The following is a 16634-nucleotide window of genomic DNA, read 5'->3' as shown; positions in this document are numbered from 1 at the left end:
AAAATGAAAAAAATACTTTTTATACTTAGCATAATTTCTCTAACGGTCGTTACAAACTCTTGTGAAAGTGATATCACTTCATTAAATGAAGATCCAAAGCATCCGACAGTAGTTCCTTCTGGATTATTGGTAGCGAGTGCAGAACAGGAATTAATTTCACAATTGCTTACTCCCAACGTAAACAATAATATAGCAAGATTCTTTACACAACAATGGGCACAGACCACTTATATCGATGAATCTAACTATGATATGGTAACAAGACCTATTCCTAGAAATCATTATAACAGGATGATGGCTTCAAGTTCTGCAGCAAGTTATTCTCCAGGTGTACTTTCTGCCTTAAGAGATGCAAAACAATCTCTTCAAAATGAAGGATTAGATGCTGTTAAAAAAGGAAATAATGAAGCGATAATTGAATTGATTAGTGTTTATACTTGGGCTAATTTGGTGGACACTTATGGTGATGTTCCATATTTTGGAGCCTTAAAAGCTGTAGCTGGAGCAAATAATGCATCGGAAATTCCATATGATGATGCAAAAACAATCTATCTTGATCTAATTAAAAGAATTGATGCTGCTAACTCGATGATTAACATAAATCAAAGCGGCTATACAGATGATATTTTCTATAAAGGAAATATGAGTAAATGGAAAAAAATGGCAAATTCTTTAAAATTTAGATTAGCTGTTACTTTAGCAGATGTTGAACCTGCTTTATCAAAGTCTTACGCAGAAGCTGCTTACAATGCTGGATTATTTGATAATAAAGATGATAACTGGGGACTATCTGCTTTCCCATCTGGATTATTCGCAAACCCTGTTTATCAAGAGGCTATTCAGTCAGGAAGAAATGATTTTATTCCCTCAGATGTTTTAGTCGATTATATGAATTCAACTACAGATCCAAGAAGAGACAGATGGTTTACTAAAATTGGGGGAGTATACAAGGGAGGTATATATGGTTCGAATAATTCTTTTGCAGGTTACTCGCATATGACTTCTCCAAAAACTGATGTTAATGGAAATCCAGAAGTAGGATCAGATGGATCATATATGCTAATAACTGAAAATGCACAAGGCTTTTTATTAGATTATACTGAAATTTCTTTCCTAAGAGCCGAAGCAGCAGCTCGCGGATATAATGTTGGTGGTACGGCTGCAACATTGTATGCTAACGCTATAACTGCTTCGATGTCAGAGTATGGAGTTAGTTCAGCAAATACAACTTCATTTATTGCTGCAAATCCTTTTAATGCTTCAAACTGGAAACAATCAATAGGATTTCAGGCTTGGGTTGCAATGTTTAATAAAGGTTTCCAAGCTTGGAATTTTGCCAGAAGATTGGATTATCCGGTATTTGTAAACCCGGCTGATTCTGCTGTAGATGATGTTCCGGTAAGAATGAAATATTCTGATCAGGAGTATTTATTGAATAAAAACAATGTAACAGCAGCAGCACAGAAAATCGGAGGAGATAAAGTAACTACGAAAATATTTTGGGACGTTTTCTAATTAAATCAATTAAAATGCATGATATTTTTTCTGTTATCGCAGGATTATCATCTTTTAAAATTTTGAAATATGAAACCATTCATTAATCTACTTATTTTCATGACATTTGTTCTTTCATGTTCAAATGATAACAGTAGAGAAGATACAATTGTTACAATACCCGATATTAATGGTGTTTGGAAGCCTTCAAGATATGAATTTAAAGGTAAGACATATCCATTAAACGACTGTGAAAAGAAAGGACAGATCCTAATAAACGCAAATTTATCAGGAGTTTATGAAAGATTTGGAATTTCAGATTCTGATTCGGATTGTAATTTATATGATTCATTTTCAGGAAACTGGAATTATGATAATATAAATAAAGTTTTAACACTTACTTACAATGAAAATGGAATCGCTAAAACGTTGAAAAAACAAATTGAGGATTTTTCAAGTACAGAATTAAAGATCACTGATTCTTCAAAAGATCTGGATAATGTAGCTGGAAATGACGAAGCAAGCTTAATTTATATAAAACAATAATATTAATTTTCTTCATATTTATTCCGCCTTCGGGCGGTTTTTTTATTTCCGTATATTTGCAGAGCAGAAAAAGACTCATTCGTTTTTAAATAACAGACAATGAATATTAAAAATATAATAGAAGAAAAACTTTCGGAGGTTATTTTAAATGTGTTTCAGTTGAAAGACATTACTCTGGAAGTTCAGGAAAATAAAACAGAATTTGAAGGAGATTTTACGATTGTTACTTTCCCTTTGGTAAAGCAATTGAAGAAAAATCCGGAAAGTATCGGCGTAGAACTGGGAGAAGCTTTAACAGAGCAGACCGATTTACTGGAAAGTTTTAATGTGGTAAAAGGCTTCCTTAATATTAAAATCAGAAATCAGTTTTTCGTAGACAATTTTACATCTGTTTATAATGGTTTCGACACTATAGAAAAGAAAAATGCTACGGTTATGGTAGAATATTCTTCTCCAAATACCAATAAGCCGCTTCACTTAGGACACGTAAGAAATAATTTATTAGGTTTTTCCGTTGCTCAGATCTTGAAAGAAGCGGGATATGATGTCATTAAAACGCAGATCATCAACGACAGAGGAATTCATATCTGTAAATCTATGCTGGCCTGGGAGAAATTCGGGAACAACGAAACTCCGGAATCTACCTGTACAAAAGGAGATCATTTCGTCGGAAAATATTATGTGGAGTTTGATAAGGAATTGAAAAATCAGACCAATACGATCTTCAATGATTTCAGAATAAATAAATTTGATCAGTTTGACACTCCTAAAAAAGAGGAAGTTAAAACATTAAATGAAAAAATAAATAATCTTGAAGCTAAGAAAAAAGAATTGCTTCAGACAGTAGATATTTCTGAACTTTCTGCATTGCATGAAGAGTTCGAAAAACAGTTCAAAGAAGCTTTAAATAATGATTCTTTAATTTCTGCTGTTCCTAAAAAAGTTGAGGAAATCATTTCCAAAAAGAATAAGGAAGAAAATATTTCTGACGAAAAAGAACTGGAAACCATTAAATCTCAGACCAAAGTTTTTCAGAGTATTTTTAAAGAAGTATTGGAAGCTGAAGGCAAACTTGAAGCTGAAAAATCCAACCTGAAAGAGATCTGTAAACCGGTAACTGAAATCATGAAAGAAGCGCAACAGATGCTTCTGGACTGGGAAAACGGTGACGAAAAAGTAAGAAACCTTTGGAACGAGATGAACTCTTGGGTTTACAAAGGATTCAACGAAACATACAACAGATTGGGCGTAGATTTCGATCAGGTTCAGTATGAAAGCAATACGTATATTTTAGGAAAAGATTTGATTCAGGAAGGTCTGGAGAAAGGAGTGCTTTATCAGAAAGAAGATGGCTCGGTATGGTGCGATCTTACCGATGAAGGTCTGGATCAGAAATTATTGCTTCGTTCGGACGGAACTTCCGTGTACATGACGCAGGATTTAGGAACTGCGGTAGAACGTTTTAAGCAGAATGATATTCAGAAACTGATTTATACTGTTGGAAACGAGCAGGATTACCATTTCCAGGTTTTGTTTAAAATTTTAGGAAAATTAGGATATTCCTGGGCAGATCAGTTGTATCATTTGTCTTACGGAATGGTGGAACTTCCGAACGGAAAAATGAAATCGCGTGAAGGAACCGTAGTAGATGCAGATGATTTAATGCAGGAAATGTATAAAGAAGCTAAAGCAATTACCACTGAACTAGGAAAACTTGAAGGTCTTACCGATGAAGAAAAAGAAGCCTCTTACGAAATTATCGGGCAGGCTGCGTTAAAATATTTCATGCTGAAAGTTGATCCTAAGAAAAAAATGCTGTTCAATCCGGATGAAAGTGTAGAATTTGCAGGGAATACAGGACCTTTCGTTTTATATACTTATGCACGTATTCAATCGGTATTATCTAAAGCTAATTTTGAATTTAAAACGACTTCAGATCTGGCTTTGAATGAATATGAAAAAGAACTTATTATGCTTTTGTCAAATTACAAAGGTACGGTAGAAAAAGCAGCAGAATTATTAAGTCCGGCATTCTTAGCCAATTATGTGTATGATTTGGTAAAAGCTTACAATTCATTCTATCAGAGCAATCCGATTATCAGTCAGGAAGACGAAAATCTGAAACAGTTCCGATTGAATTTATCAGATCTCACAGCAAAAACCATAAAAAAATCATTAGGCTTACTCGGAATAAAAACCGTAAACAGAATGTAAAAATAAAACCTTCAGAACGCTCTGAAGGTTTTTTATTTTAAGCTTTTTCAGCATTTATTTTCTCTTTTAAACTGTCTTCATACAATTTCGCATCGCTCCATTTTGCGTGTTTCGATGGTAAAATGGTATATCCTTTTTCATAGGCGTAAACTTTCGTGTATTCCGCGCCAAAGAAAATCAGCATACAGGAATAATTAATCCACATCATGATCAGGATCACGGTTCCGGCAGCTCCGAAAGCGGAAGTAGGTTTCGTGGTTCCGAAATAAAGACTTAGTAAAAATTTACCCAGAGTAAATAATATCGCGGTAAGAAAAGCTCCGTTCCACACCGGTTTCCAACGCATTCTTACATCAGGAAGAATTTTAAACATCAATGCAAAAAGCAACATGACAATGGCAAAACCGATTCCGAAATTCACAAGCTGAACAATAAGATAAGTTTCCAGTCCAAAATAATTCGTAATCCAGTTATTCAGAATGCTGATCATTGAAGAAAGCACCATTGTAATCATCAGCAAAAATCCGATAATCAGGATCATTCCTAAAGAGTTGGCTCTGTCCAGTAAAAATTTCACGAATGCTTTCTTAGGAGTAGCCTGAACATCCCACAAATTATTAAGCGAGTGCTGAAGCTGAAAGAAAAGAGTAGTGGAACCGAAAACCAAGGAACCGACTCCCACAGCTTTCATAAAAATATTTTCTCTGTCAATTAAAGCTCCTGCAATCATATCCTGAATGCTTTTTGCAACATCTTTTCCCATGATTCCGCTGATCTGATTCGTGATTTCTCCGCGAATAGCCTCCTCACCAAAGAAATATCCTGCAATCCAGATGATGATAATTAAAAGCCCGGGAATTGAAAAAATAGCGTAATAGGCAAGACTTGCGGCATCACTTGAAGCCGAAGAATTATTCCATTGTCTGAATGATTCTTTTAATGTTTCCCAGAAAAATTTTAATTGTTCGATCATTGATGGTTTGGTTTAGAAAGGATATCCGATGGCGATATTCAGGATTAGATTATCTTTTCTCCAGCTCGAATCTCCAAAATTAATTTTATCAAATGTCCATCTTTCACCCCTTTCATAATAAGGAACGCGCAATGGCATGGCTAGATCCAGTCTCAGGATCAGGATAGAGAAATCAAGTCTCAGACCAAAACCTGCGCCTACAGCTATTTCGCTTAAAAATTCTTTAGAAAATTTCGCTCCCGGTCTTTGGGAATCTTCATTAATCAGCCATACATTTCCGGCATCGGCAAACAAGGCAACATTTAAAAATTTATAGAGATTGGCTCTGTATTCCGCATTCAGTTCCAGCTTTACATCCCCCGACTGATCAAAATAATATCCCGGTTTAATGGTTCTCGGATCAAAACTTCCAGGTCCTAAAGTTCTTGCGCGGAAGGCTCTCACACTGTTGCTTCCTCCCGAGAAAAACTGTCTGGAAAAAGGAATATATTCCGAATTTCCGTAAGGATAGGCAACTCCCGCAATAGCTCTTGTCGCCAAAGACGTTTTTTCATTGAATTTATGATAGAACCTGAAATCATTTTCAATTTTGGCAAACTGACTGAACGGAACACCGAAAATTTTTCTTTCTTTATCTTTTTCAACATTCGCTCCGGTAATCAAACCGGTTAAATTTCCTGCAAGATCCAAAGTTCCTTTATAATAAAAAGTATTTGGCTTTTGGAGCATCGTGTTGGTATACGTATAGGAATAAATCGGTCCGAATATCAACTGAGGTTTTACCACTCTTTCTAAAGCATCGTTATTTTGAGAAACCTCTCGATAAGCATCTGTAATATTTGCCGGAGAAACATATGTGATGTCAAAAATCTTCAGATCATGTTCTTTTCGTGCGTTTTCTTTCCAATTGTACCCGAAAGACCCCGTAAAAGTATTGAGGGAATAATCTTCTGTTCTGTTCTGGAATTCATAGCCTACCGAAATATTGGTTCTCGGAACAAATGCGCTTGAAGAATTAAATCTGAAAGGTGCAACAATTCTAGGAATCGAAAGCTGAGCATTCGCTCCCATTCTGAAAATATTTTTCGCATTTTCAGGACCTCCGATCTGGAAGTCGAAAGCACCGTAAACAGAAGCTTTAAACTGTTCGGCGCCGCGGAAAAAATTACGGTGGGTCCAGTTAAGATTCACTTCACTTCCGGCGTAATTTGCAGAATTGGTTCTTCCCAAAGCTTCCAGACGAAGCGACTGCAGTTCTCTCGGAGTCAGAAGATAATACGTATCAAATTTATGCTGTAAAGAATCGGAAACAATAAATTCATTTTTCACAAATTTGAAGACACCAAGACTGATGAGCCTGTTCAGCGTAAGATTATGATTGGTTCTGTTGTACAGATCCCCTTTTTTAAAATATAATGCTCTGTCGAAAATTTTCGGTTTAAATTTATTCTGAGGATCGATAACGTAGATATCGCCGTGTTCATATTTCTGAAGCGAATCTGTGTTCATCGGGATCGAATATTTCCCCTGTTTTACATCCTGAATACTGTAATTCGGGAAAACAATTACTTTATCAATGCTGAATTGTTGCGTAGACAGATCCGGCGTATTATCCTTCAGCTTCACATTCAGTTCCACCTTGTGATTTTTGCTTACTGTACTGTCTGCCTGAACAATGAGATTGTCCGGATGGAAATAATAGAATCCTCTTTCTTTCAGACGGTTATCGATTCTTTCTCTTTCAGCTTTTATCACATCAAGATCAAAAGGATTTCCCTGCTTCAAAAGCGTGTTGTCTTTCAGATTCTGGATTTCCTGATTCACAAGTGAAGAATCTTTCTGAAATTTTACATTGCTGATCAGATATCTTGCTCCTGGTTTCAAAGTGTAAATTACTTTGGCTTTTTTATTTTTGGAAACCGTGTCATACGTAGCTCTTGCATTGAAATATCCTTTGTTTTCAGAATAATTAACAATGATATCTTTATTGAATTCGCGGTCTACATCACCCAGCAAAACAGGTTTTTCTCCCACTTTATATTTCAGCCAGTAATTGAAGCCTTTTTCTTTTTTCGGCTCTTTGGCAATATTATAAAAATACAGTTTAGGTCTTAATCCTAAAAATGAAGAGTTAGGTTTAGGAGTCAGCTTATCCTGAAGTGCGCTCTGAAGATCTTTCTTTTCCTTTTTCGGCAAAGTGTCGTTTTCAATCTTCACTTCCGCACCCGTGTAAAGCATCTGTCCTTCCTTCAGAAATCTTGTATTGCTGCAGGAAAGTGTTGCAGAAGCCATTCCGCAGGTGATTAAAAATTTAAAATAGGTCTGATAACTTTTTTTCATTTACTTAAATTCTACAACTTGGTTTTGTTGGTTTTTTCTGGATTCCTTCTGCTTTCTGTTTTTAGATTTCTGGAAAATATCGCGGAACTTGTCATAATCCAAAGTGATGATAAATCCTACGCCTGTTTCCACGATCTGTCCCTGAAGCGCAACCTGATATTCATTCTTACGGTACGCTCTAAGCATATATCTTCCGTCTCTGGAAAGGCTGTAATCCACTGTTACGTCTCCTGCGATATTCGTCATGTTTTCATTTTGCCGTGCTTCTCCTTCCAGTGCAAAATTACTTCCCACAGAAACTTTCAGACGGTCGTTCAGTAATTTTTTACTTAACCCTACATTCAGATCCGTTCTCGTATTTTTAGATCCTGTAGAATAATCTTCAGAAGATTCAAGATCAAAATTAAGATCCACTCCTTTAATAAGATCCGAGGCAAGATTATTTAACTGTTGGGAAAGAATTTTACTCACACTCTGTCTTGCCAGCATTTCTCCCGAAAGTCCCGCTCCGGATTCAAAAGGATTTTCCCCGATAAATCTGTTGAGAAGAAGAAGGGCAAAAACCTGTTTGTTCATCTCAGATTCCTGAGTTCTCAACTGGGCAAGTTTCTGATCCACAATATCAGTAACCGTGGAAGAAACCGCGTTATTTTTTTCGTCTGTCGTAATATCAAAAGTAATTACAGGTTTCAGCAGTTCGCCTTTCATTTTCAGTAACGTGCTGAAAGGAATTCTTTGCTTAAACTGATTGAGTGTGGAAGCCTGTTCTCCGCTGATCTGCTGTTCCACAAGATCAATTGGGGCGGCTTCGGTTTTATAGACGGCGGTAATATCCAGATTTGCCGTTGTCGGTTCTCCGGTCCATGTAATGGTACTTCCTTTCTGAATATCAAATTTACGTTTCAGAACACTTACCGTCATTTCATAACTTCCGGATTCCACTTCATAGACTCCGACAAGCGTGGTTTTTCCCGATGGATCGACTCCGCCCGTTAATTCTGCTTCCCCCTGAAGTTTCACAAAATCTCCGTTGGCTTTATCAATCAGTAAAGACATTTTTGCTTTCTTACTGATTTCGATGTTCACACTTACGTCCATTCCTTTAATTTTGCTCTGGGAATTTAATGAATCTGCTTGTACAGTCTTATTTAAAACAACCTGATCCTGATCGATAAATTCTACAATTCCGTCTCTTTCCTGAAGCGTAGGAGAAGACTGCGGAAGCACAAAAGTAAAGTCGGTGTTGTCTGCAACAGCCAGTCTTCCGTCCACCTTCGGCAAATCTAAATTTCCGCGGATGTGTAATCCTGCATCAATAGAGAGAACGCCGTACATAATGGCATCGTTGGATTTTTCAGAATTCACTACTTTGAAATTCTGTGCATCTACATCAAGATTAAAGGCAAAATCTCTGTATGTCTGCGTAAGAACCTGTCCGTCCACTCTAAGCGCGTTTCCGTCTTTATCTTTAATTTTAAAATTATCAAACTCAATTCCGCGGTTGGTAAAGCTGATTTCGTCATTCAGTTTTCTGAAATCACTTCCTGTTTTTGCTATTTCCAAACCTACATCATTGAATTTTACTTTACCTAAAATATTCGGTTTGGATGCTGTTCCTGTAATCTTCAGATTTCCTGAAAGATATCCTTCCGTATTGGTAATCGCATTCATCGAGAATCCCTGTACAGATTTCATCTGAAGCTGATTGATCGCCATATTCATATCGAATGTGCTGGAAGAAGTATTGTAATCTCCCAGAATTTTCACATCGTTGTTATTTCCGGAAAGTGCAATATCCGCATTCAGAAGATTCGGAGCATTATTATTGACTTTTACGGCAAGATTTCCGACAGTATTTCCATAGACAATCAGATCAGATACATTAAGATCCGAAGTGAAGGTCATGTTTTTCGTAATATTTTTAAGCTGAGCCGTTCCGTTGATCGTTCCTCTTGCCAAAACTGTATCTTTTTTAATTAATTCGGTGATGGTCTCAATTTTAAAATCCTTCAGAGAAACATTCAGCGGAGCATTCGCAGTCTGGCTTTCGGATTGTAAGGCAATTTCGCTTCCCGCGTTGGAGAGTCTGAAATTGTCTGCGAGAATTCCGTTTTTCCCGATCTGTATTTTATTTCCTTCAGAAACCGTCCAGTCAGAATAATTTAATTTTAAACCATTCGGATTTAAAGAAATTTCCGTGATGTCGTTCAGTGATTTTGCATTTCCGGCAATCATGAACTGGGTCACCTCTTTCTGGTCTTTCGTGGTGATGTTATAATTGATGATATTGTTGGCAACATCCCCTGTAATTCCTACTTTATTCAGTGCGAAACTGGAGCTTTTTAATCCTGCAACATAAAGATTATATTGCAAAGCATTATTTTCGTTCGTTACTTTTATGGTGGCATCTTCAATAGAATTTTCACCGTAAAGAACCTGCGGAATCTGTCCGTCGATCTCAATTTTCTGAGAATCTGCATCGTAATTTCCGTTTACATTAATCGTTTCAAAACTTTTCAGTTCCGGAACAAATTTTCTGATCAGATCATCATTTTTAATTTTTGCATTGAAGGTAAAAAACTGTCCTGCCTGAATTTTCTGTGCTTTTCCGGGTTTTTGAAACTGATAATATTGGTTAATTGTATTCGATAAAGCTCCGAAAATCTGTGTCAGTTTATATTTTCCTTTTAATTCGACATCTGCAATCTGGGAATTGAACATAATTTTGGTGGAGTCCGCAGTTGAAGACGCTTTTAAATTCACTTCCTGAATCGGGTATACTTCTTTGGTATCCGAAAAAGCGAAGTCTTTTAAATTCAGATAACCGTTCAGATTGTCGGGATCGAGATTAGAAAAATCTCCGTCTATTTTTCCGGCAAGAATCATCGGATCTTTATAGAATCCCAGTTTGTTGAGGTCTAATTTTATGACTTCTCCGTTTACTTTTACCGTCGGATTTTTTTCGTTGTACACTCCGGAAGCGGTTAACATCATGTTCGCATTCGGATCTTTTGAATTTAAAACAACGTTATACACTCCGCGGCGGATTTTTCCGGTAAGATTCATGTTCTGATAACGGTATCCTTTATAAACTGCGGAAGCAACATGACCTTTAAGATCGGCATTGGCATTTTTAAAATCGAAACTTTCTCCTTTCGCGTAAATCTGTGCAGAAATGGCTCCGATTTCTTTATTCTGGATGATTTTCCCCAACTGAAGTCCCTGAAGATTGGCTTTTACATCATACAGTTCCCTGTTTTTTCTGCGCATATCCACATTTGCCTTAACGGAAGCATTTCCAAGCGTAGAGTAGAGGTTAAGGTCTGTTGCAACCACTTTCGTAGTTCCTTTTGCGATTCCTTTGATGCTGAAATTGGAAGGCAGCGAAATATTTTTCGGAATTGTATTTTTGGGAACCAGATTGTAAATGGTTTTTGCTGATGACGATAATTCTGCAATTTTCAGATCATAATACAACTGATCCGGATTCATTGCATTTTTCACTCTTCCGGATGCGGCAACCCGTAGCTGATCGAGACCTGAAATTTTCAGATTATTAATCAATAAATCATTGACGCTTCCTTTTACATTGGCATTAACATTTAAAACCGCATTGGGATATTTGTTGAAAGGCGTGGTATTTCTTAAGGTCGGAACAATATTCAGAATATCCGAAAATCCGATCTTTGAATCTTTGATGTTGGCTGAAATCTGTACGGCTCCTAAATTTGAGCTTAACTGTTCGATTGAATTGTAATTTAATACGACCTCATCGCGAAGAATAGTTTTCGGGGTCTGCAGATAAAGATCTTTTAAATAAGCCTGTTTATCATTATACACAAAATCTGTATTGAATTTCTGGATATCCAGTCCTCTTGCTTCCTGAATTTCTGCGGAATTTACGTTTCCTGCAAAAGTATTGTCCTGCATTTTAAAGCTTCTGACTTCAAGATTGAGTTTGGAAAAATTCAGGTGATTGAAATCCATTCCCTGTTTGGTAGGAGCAATTGCGGTATTGTTGTAGGCGACTTTTACATCATTTAAAACAAATTTTCCTAAAAGAAGACTGAGTGCTTTTTCTTTTTCCGAAGGTTTTGAAACTTCCGGCTCCGTTTTCGGATTGGCATTTTTCGCAGGAAGATATAAATTGGCGTTAATATCGGCTCCTGAAAGAAAAACATTATCCACATTGTAGGCATTGTTTTCCAGATCGAGTTTATTCACTTTCGTGCTTAATTCTTTAAATAAAACTTTAGCGAAAGTTTTGGTATTGTCATCTCCGTAATCGATGTTGAAATTGGTGAGTTTAATTCCTCTTAAGCCAATCTGCATGGGCTTTTTGTTATTAAGAGAATCGACTTTTTTCTCTACTTTTTTGGAAACTTCTTCTACAAGATCCTGCTTCAGTTTCAGTTTTAAGCCGTCTAAATTGATGTCGTTTACGGCGTAAGAATTCTTTTGAAGATCAAATGTTTTTACTCTTGTATCAAAAGATTTAAAGTAAAGCTGAATATCATTTCTGGATTGCTGATCGTTGAAGGTAACACCGATGTCTTTCAGATTGATTTTATCTAAAGAAATAATGAACGGTTTGGACGCACTTTCTTCCTTATCGCTTGTTGCAAAAGCATCCAGAATATAATCGAAGTTAAATTTTCCGTCGGGTTTTCTCACTACATTGGCTCTTGCTCCTTCCAGATCTACAGACGTAATATCTGCGGTGGAGTTGATGAGTCTAAGCATATTTAAACCCACATCCAGTTTTTTTACCGCCAAAAGGGTGTCGATATCCTGACCTTTCAGATAAAGGTTTTCCATCACAAGACTGTTGGGAAAGCCGACGTAGACTCTTTCGAGACTAACTTTTGTTTTAATCTTTTTCTCCAGATAAACAACCAGTTTGTCTTTGATAAAGTTCTGAACAACAGGAAGTCTTAAGCTAAGTACTAATAACGAAAAAAATACCAGTATGGATATAATGGTAATTGCAAAACGCTTTAAGAGTTTTCTTTTATTGATTTTCAGTTTCAAAAGTGATCGGGTTTATAACAAATATAACAATACTTACCGTACTGTTACTATGTTGTGGTACACTTTTTCTTAATACAAAAACCCTGCCTCGACTGCCAATTATGGAATTTAGTTTAGTTTATTGTCAAGTGAATAGTTGAAAATGGCAGTCAAGGCTCGGGTTTGAATTGTTTAAAAAGCCCCCTTCTTAATCATTTTTCTGTTGAAAAGGTTTAGCAAAAATGAAAATTCAAAATGTTTAGTTAGTGTATGGATAGGGGGCTTGGCATGGTTTAAGTGTTGAGATAATTATTTTTTATTCGTTTCCGTTCTCCCATTTTACCTGTTCGCCTTGTGGGGCAGCACCGCCCTGAGCCGGAGTAATAGGAGGGGTTTCCTGATTGATATGGTAAATATAGGCTGCAATTTTTTCGGCATCTCTTCCGGTAATGGTTCCTTCTTTAATTAAAGGTCTCATCGTAGGATTATTAGGTGAACCGTTTTCCAGCATCCAGATTACGTTTTTAAACAGGCTTTTCTGTTGTACATTAATCCAGTGTGTGTCTGTAAGGTTAGGACCGATTCCGCCTTTTCCGTTTTCTCCGTGGCAGGTTACGCAGTTTGTTTTAAATAATTCCTGACCTTCCGCAATATTGTCTGCGCTGTATTTTGCAGTTTCCAGTGTTACCTGCGGTGCGGTTTTTTCAAACTCGGCAATAGAAGCAAGCATTGTTTTGGTTTCTGCATTCAGTTCTGCATCCGGATGCGCATAATCTGTAAAGGTAAAAGCAATTAGATATACCGCACAGAAAATACACCCGAAGTAGAATAAACCGATCCACCATTTTGGAAGAGAATTGTCCAGCTCCGTAATTCCGTCGAATCCGTGATCGATAAGAATATCTTTTTCCTCTGTTGCAGACTGCTTTTTGAATGCCGAATTCCAGAGTTTCTGAAAGTAAGGTGTATTTTTATCTTTAATATAGGCTGCTTTTTCTTCGTCAGATAATTTCTTAAAATTTTCACCTTCAATTAAATCTCCGATGGAATTCATGATGAGAAGAAGAATAATGGCAATAAGCATTAATCCCCAGAAAAAAGGTGAAGAAAAATATCCTGAATCGTGCGCGAACATTTCGAACGCCATAATCGTTAAACCTACTGTTACGAGAATGTAGATTGAAATCGGGGTTCTTGTTTTCATGTCAATTTAATTTAAATTATTCTGCACTTGCAGTTTGAATCTGAGTGGTTTTGATGTCTGTTCCCAATCTTTGCAGATAAGCAATCATGGCTACGATTTCTCTTTTTTCCAATGGAACAAAGGATGCGCCTTTTGCAGCACGGTCTTTTTCCACCTGATCTTTTACATCTTTCGCTTCAGAATAAATTCTTTTCACAATACCATTTGCCTGATTGTCTGCCCATTGGTTTGCGGAATCTATTTCTGCTTTTGAATAAGGAACGTCAAAGTAATTTTTCATTAATTTCATCTTGTCTACCGTCTTTGTTCTGTCCAGTGTATTGCTTATCAGCCAAGGGAAACGCGGCATGATAGAACCCGCTGAGGTAATTCTTGGATTATACATATGTTTGAAATGCCATGAATCCGGGTTTCTTCCACCTTCTCTCTGCAGATCCGGTCCTGTTCTTTTAGATCCCCAAAGGAATGGTCTGTCGTAAACAAATTCTCCTGCTTTGGAATACTGTCCGTTTTTGCCTTCAAATCTTACAATCTCATCACGGAAAGGGCGGATCATCTGAGAGTGACAGGCGTTACAGCCTTCGCGGATGTATAAATCTCTTCCTTCCAGTTCCAACGGTGAGTAAGGTTTTACTGCGGTAATGGTAGGAACACTCTGTTTTAAGGTTAATGTCGGAATAATTTCTACCAAACCTCCGATGGCTACGGTTATGAAAGCTAATATTGCCATAACTCTCGGGGTTCTTTCGATCCATAAGTGGATTCCTTCGCCTTCTTTTCTCGCAGATCCGATGTTTGCCAGTGCCGGAGCTTCTGCCGGAACGTTTTTCTGGAAAGATCCTGCTCTGACGGTTTTGATAACATTCACCACCATTAAAATGGCTCCTGAAATATAGAACAGGCCTCCTAAGAATCTCATTTTATAGTAAGGAATAATTGCAGTTACGGTATCCAGCCAGTTTTTCCAAACTAAAGTTCCGTCCGGATTGAACTGTTTCCACATTAATCCCTGAGTAAATCCTGAAATATACATTGGAACCGCATAGAAAATAATTCCTAAAGTTCCCAGCCAGAAATGCCAGTTGGCTAGTTTTCTGGACCAAAGCTGTGTTCTCCACATTACGGGAATCAGATAATAAACGATACCGAAAGCCATGAAACCATTCCATCCTAATGCTCCGATGTGTACGTGACCGATTACCCAGTCTGTATAGTGACCAATTTTATTTAAAGATTTTGTTGCTAAAAGCGGACCTTCAAAGGTTGCCATACCGTAGCAGGTTACCGCAACAACGAAGAATTTTAAGATAGGATTTTCTCTTACTTTGTCCCAAGCTCCTCTCAAAGTCAGCAATCCGTTCAGCATTCCTCCCCAAGACGGAGCGATCAGCATGATGGAGAAACCTGTTCCCACCGCCTGCGCCCAAGCAGGAAGCGCAGTATATTGTAAATGGTGTGGTCCTGCCCAAAGGTAAACGAAGATCAGAGACCAGAAGTGAATGATTGATAATTTGTATGAAAATACAGGTCGGTCTGCCGCTTTTGGTAAGAAATAATACATTAAACCAAGAACCGGAGTTGTGAGTACGAACGCTACCGCATTATGACCGTACCACCACTGAACCAAAGCATCTTTAGCTCCTGCGTAGATGGAATAAGATTTCCATGTAGTGAAAGACAACGGAACTTCAAGATTATTGAAGATGTGAAGCATCGCTACGGCAAGCCACGTTCCCATGTAAAACCAGATGGCTACATAAAGGTGTCGCACCCTTCTTTTGGCAATGGTTCCGAACATATTGATCCCGAAAATAACCCATGAAATGGTAATTAAAATATCAATCGGCCATTCGTGTTCTGCATATTCTTTTGAGGTGTTGATTCCCATAAGGAAAGTGATAACCACAGAAACAATCATGATCTGCCATGTCCAGAAATGAATCCATGATAAAGTGTCGCTGTACATTCTTGTTTTAAGAAGTCTCTGCATACTGTAATATGCACCGCAGAAAAAGGAATTACAGACGAAAGCGAAAATTACAGCACTCGTATGCAGCATTCTGATTCTCCCGAAACCTAAAGCTCCCTGAGTATTAATAAGTCCCTGAATATTTCCAGATACTAAACTTTTAATCGTTGTATCATCGGTTCCGAATAAAAATTCCGGAAGCTCAGGATAAAAAAGCATCAGCGCAGCAGTAAGCCCGAGTAAAAAACCCACCAAACCGAATGCGATTGTAGCATAGAGGAATGCTCTGACAATATTATTGTCATAATTAAATTTTTGCGTCTCCATAATTCCTATTGTGTTGTACTGAAGTTGATATTTTTCTATTAAAGCCTAATTCTACAAACAAATTTTAAGGTAATATTTAAATATCATGTAGTGTAATAATGTTTTGACAAAGGTATTTACTAACTTTGTGTAAGTCTAATAGATATACTTCTAAAATATACCGAAAACTACTAAAAACAAGAGAGATGAAAATATGTGGACAAAACATCAGGAAAATAAGACGGAGTAAGGATTTTACTCAGGAATATATGGCTTTTGAGATGGGGATTTCTCAGAAAGCCTATTCTGATATTGAAAATTCTAAAGTGAAGATCAATCTGGAAATCTTAACTAAAATTTCGGATATTTTAGAAATTAAACCTTCTGATGTATGCAGTATTTCTGATAAATGCGGGAACGGTTTTGAAGATAAGTATAATGATCTGGTAGAATACATGAAAAAGAACGGAATTGAAGTTCCTAAAGAGTATTTATAAATATTGTTAGATATAAAATCGGAAAGGCTGCTTCTTTTGGGGCAGTCTTTTATTTTTAGTGAATTAAAAACGAAGAAAATT

At 37.1% G+C, this 16634-nt stretch carries 9 protein-coding genes; 4 read left to right on the top strand and 5 right to left on the bottom strand.

Annotated elements, in window-relative coordinates:
- Nucleotides 1-3: 3 nt before the first annotated feature.
- The 3 genes from QWT87_RS16260 to argS all read left to right on the top strand — a co-directional run bounded on the left by QWT87_RS16260 (nt 4) and on the right by argS (nt 4254).
- Nucleotides 4-1515 (top strand): SusD/RagB family nutrient-binding outer membrane lipoprotein, encoded by a 1512-nt coding sequence (locus QWT87_RS16260; protein WP_302717283.1) that lies wholly within the window; start codon nt 4-6, stop codon nt 1513-1515.
- Nucleotides 1516-1584: 69 nt separating this feature from the next.
- The gene (locus tag QWT87_RS16255; RefSeq protein ID WP_302717281.1) at nt 1585-2040 is read left to right on the top strand and encodes a lipocalin-like domain-containing protein; all 456 of its coding nucleotides are present in this window, start codon (nt 1585-1587) and stop codon (nt 2038-2040) included.
- 99 nt (nt 2041-2139) lie between these two features.
- On the top strand, nt 2140-4254 hold the full coding sequence (gene argS / locus QWT87_RS16250) for an arginine--tRNA ligase (protein ID WP_302717279.1): 2115 nt from the start codon (nt 2140-2142) through the stop codon (nt 4252-4254).
- Nucleotides 4255-4291: 37 nt separating this feature from the next.
- Here the strand turns inward: argS and QWT87_RS16245 are convergent, their stop codons facing one another.
- From QWT87_RS16245 to ccoN, 5 genes are all read right to left on the bottom strand, one after another.
- Nucleotides 4292-5227, bottom strand: coding sequence for a YihY/virulence factor BrkB family protein (locus tag QWT87_RS16245; RefSeq protein ID WP_302717277.1), 936 nt, complete (start codon nt 5225-5227; stop codon nt 4292-4294).
- Nucleotides 5228-5239: 12 nt separating this feature from the next.
- Nucleotides 5240-7567, bottom strand: a complete 2328-nt coding sequence (tamL, locus tag QWT87_RS16240) for a translocation and assembly module lipoprotein TamL (RefSeq protein ID WP_302717275.1) — start codon at nt 7565-7567, stop codon at nt 5240-5242.
- On the bottom strand, nt 7568-12598 hold the full coding sequence (locus tag QWT87_RS16235; protein ID WP_302717273.1) for a translocation/assembly module TamB domain-containing protein: 5031 nt from the start codon (nt 12596-12598) through the stop codon (nt 7568-7570).
- A 295-nt stretch (nt 12599-12893) separates the two neighbouring features.
- The gene (locus QWT87_RS16230) at nt 12894-13781 is read right to left on the bottom strand and encodes a cbb3-type cytochrome c oxidase N-terminal domain-containing protein (protein ID WP_076390805.1); all 888 of its coding nucleotides are present in this window, start codon (nt 13779-13781) and stop codon (nt 12894-12896) included.
- A 16-nt stretch (nt 13782-13797) separates the two neighbouring features.
- Nucleotides 13798-16077, bottom strand: a complete 2280-nt coding sequence (ccoN, locus tag QWT87_RS16225; RefSeq protein ID WP_256040859.1) for a cytochrome-c oxidase, cbb3-type subunit I — start codon at nt 16075-16077, stop codon at nt 13798-13800.
- Nucleotides 16078-16262: 185 nt separating this feature from the next.
- Here ccoN and QWT87_RS16220 point away from each other — a divergent pair, with 185 nt between their 5' ends.
- Nucleotides 16263-16553, top strand: a complete 291-nt coding sequence (locus tag QWT87_RS16220; RefSeq protein WP_116097109.1) for a helix-turn-helix domain-containing protein — start codon at nt 16263-16265, stop codon at nt 16551-16553.
- Nucleotides 16554-16634 lie beyond the last annotated feature (81 nt).

This window comes from Chryseobacterium urinae, assembly GCF_030518295.1.
GTDB classification, from domain to species: Bacteria; Bacteroidota; Bacteroidia; order Flavobacteriales; family Weeksellaceae; genus Chryseobacterium; species Chryseobacterium mucoviscidosis.
This window is presented reverse-complemented; position numbering and strand designations above follow the sequence as displayed.

Bases quoted from the DNA above. Each gene is read 5' to 3' on its own strand.
- QWT87_RS16260 (WP_302717283.1), top strand. From the start codon at position 4: ATGAAAAAAATACTTTTTATACTTAGCATAATTTCTCTAACGGTCGTT.
- QWT87_RS16255 (WP_302717281.1), top strand. From the start codon at position 1,585: ATGAAACCATTCATTAATCTACTTATTTTCATGACATTTGTTCTTTCA.
- argS (WP_302717279.1), top strand. From the start codon at position 2,140: ATGAATATTAAAAATATAATAGAAGAAAAACTTTCGGAGGTTATTTTA.
- QWT87_RS16245 (WP_302717277.1), bottom strand. From the start codon at position 5,227: ATGATCGAACAATTAAAATTTTTCTGGGAAACATTAAAAGAATCATTC.
- tamL (WP_302717275.1), bottom strand. From the start codon at position 7,567: ATGAAAAAAAGTTATCAGACCTATTTTAAATTTTTAATCACCTGCGGA.
- QWT87_RS16230 (WP_076390805.1), bottom strand. From the start codon at position 13,781: ATGAAAACAAGAACCCCGATTTCAATCTACATTCTCGTAACAGTAGGT.
- ccoN (WP_256040859.1), bottom strand. From the start codon at position 16,077: ATGGAGACGCAAAAATTTAATTATGACAATAATATTGTCAGAGCATTC.
- QWT87_RS16220 (WP_116097109.1), top strand. From the start codon at position 16,263: ATGAAAATATGTGGACAAAACATCAGGAAAATAAGACGGAGTAAGGAT.